Source organism: Yoonia sp. (assembly GCF_036007805.1).
Taxonomy (GTDB): Bacteria; Pseudomonadota; Alphaproteobacteria; order Rhodobacterales; family Rhodobacteraceae; genus Yoonia.
Genome location: NZ_DASYOK010000294.1, coordinates 1 through 1,933, shown reverse-complemented (window position 1 = coordinate 1,933; position 1,933 = coordinate 1). Strand labels below are relative to the sequence as shown.

At 57.1% G+C, this 1,933-nt stretch carries 3 protein-coding genes; all 3 read right to left on the bottom strand.

The features are described 5' to 3' along the window. A partial coding sequence (gene hemW / locus VGP75_RS15415; protein WP_327544506.1) for a radical SAM family heme chaperone HemW occupies positions 1-789 on the bottom strand: 789 nt, incomplete at its 3' end. Between the two features lies 1 nt (position 790). Continuing rightward, positions 791-1,399, bottom strand: coding sequence for an RdgB/HAM1 family non-canonical purine NTP pyrophosphatase (rdgB, locus tag VGP75_RS15410; RefSeq protein WP_327544505.1), 609 nt, complete (start codon positions 1,397-1,399; stop codon positions 791-793). Continuing rightward, on the bottom strand, positions 1,399-1,933 hold a 535-nt coding region (gene rph, locus VGP75_RS15405; RefSeq protein ID WP_327544504.1), incomplete at its 5' end, for a ribonuclease PH. The genes rph and rdgB, both read right to left, overlap by 1 nt.

The following is a 1,933-nucleotide window of genomic DNA, read 5'->3' as shown; positions in this document are numbered from 1 at the left end:
GCCATAGTGCCAGTAAATCTTGTTGTGGATACTCTCACAGCCCGCGCGCGCGTGATTGGACACCTCATAGCCCGCAAATCCGGCCGCTTCGCAAATCTCTTGCGTCACAGCATACATGTCAGCTGCCGCATCATCATCCGGTAAACCGCGCAGCTTGCCCGCCGCATAGCGATCGCCAAAGGCCGTGCCATCTTCAATTGTGAGTTGATAGAGCGACAAATGATCGACTGCCAAATCCAGCGCATGCTGCAATTCCGCCGTCCAATCCGCAACCGATTGGCCTTGTCGCGCGTATATCAGATCAAAACTCACGCGATCAAACACCTTGCGCGCAATTTCAAAGGCCCGCATCGCCTCATCTGCGCTATGCAACCGGCCCAGAGCCTTCAAATCGGCATCGTTCAGCGCCTGTATCCCCATGGAAACGCGGTTCACTCCGGCATCGCGGTAACCGGCAAAGCGTCCCGCTTCGACTGAGGTCGGATTGGCCTCCAACGTCACCTCTAGATCATTCGCAATTGGCCAGGTCGCGCGCACCTTTTTCAGGATTGCATCAACCACCGCCGGATCCATCAGGCTGGGCGTGCCACCTCCAAAGAAAACAGACCGCAAAACGCGGCCCTGCGTTTCGGCACCAACACGTGCAATTTCGCTCAAGTAGGCCTCGGCCCAGGCATTTTGATCAATCTGGGCCACGACATGACTGTTAAAATCGCAATAGGGACACTTCGCCTGACAAAACGGCCAGTGAATATAGAGGCCAAAGCCTCCATGCTCCCAATCTTCCATCCTAGGCAAAACAACCCGCGATCAGTTTGGCAAAGGCGTCGGCACGGTGGCTGATCTTGTTCTTTTCCCAGCGATCCATTTCGCCAAAGGTGATGTCATAGCCGTCTGGCTGGAAAATCGGGTCATATCCATGCCCTTGGTTACCCCGCATCGGCCAGACAATCTGGCCAGGCATCACACCGGGAAACACCTCGTCATGCCCGTCAGGCCAGGCCAGAACCAAGGTGCAACAAAACCGCGCAGTGCGCGGATAGGGGGCAGAAACAGACTCTAATTCAGCCCAACTCCGCTCCATTGCCATTTTGAAATCACGACCCTGCGGTGTTTCCGCCCAATCCGCCGTATAGACACCCGGCGCACCACCAAGGCCGTCAATCTCGATCCCGCTGTCATCCGACAGGGCTGGCAGGCCAGTGGCCTTTGCCGCCGCATGCGCTTTGATCCGTGCATTACCCACAAAGGTCGTTTCCGTCTCGTGCGGCTCGGGCAACCCATGATCTGCGTTTGACGTCAAAGACACCCCGTAAGGGCGCAACAGATCAGCAATCTCTTCCAGCTTCCCTTGGTTATGGGTCGCGATCACCAATTCCTTGCCGTCAAACCGCCGCATCAGGACACCGCCGCCAATTGCGCCGCTGTCAGCTCGGCGACACCTTTTTCCGCCAGATCAAGCAGGGCATCCATCTGCGCGCGCGTATAGGTTGACCCCTCGGCAGACATCTGCACTTCGATCAGTTTTCCAGCTGTCATGACAAAATTCCCGTCAACACCAGCTTCGCTATCCTCGGGATAATCCAGATCCAGCACTTCCTGACCCGCATAAATCCCGCAAGAAATCGCTGCGACAGGGTCGATCAAAGGATCGCTGATCACATCGCCAGCCTTCATCAGCTTCTGCACTGCCAGTTTCAACGCGACCCAACCACCGGTGATTGATGCACAGCGTGTGCCGCCATCGGCCTGAATAACATCGCAATCCACCACGATCTGGCGCTCCCCCAACGCGACCCGATCAACACCGGCCCGCAAAGACCGCCCGATCAAACGCTGGATTTCCTGCGTGCGGCCGGATTGCCCGTTCTTGGCCTCACGCCGCATCCGCGTATTTGTCGCCCGTGGCAGCATCCCGTATTCCGCAGTGACC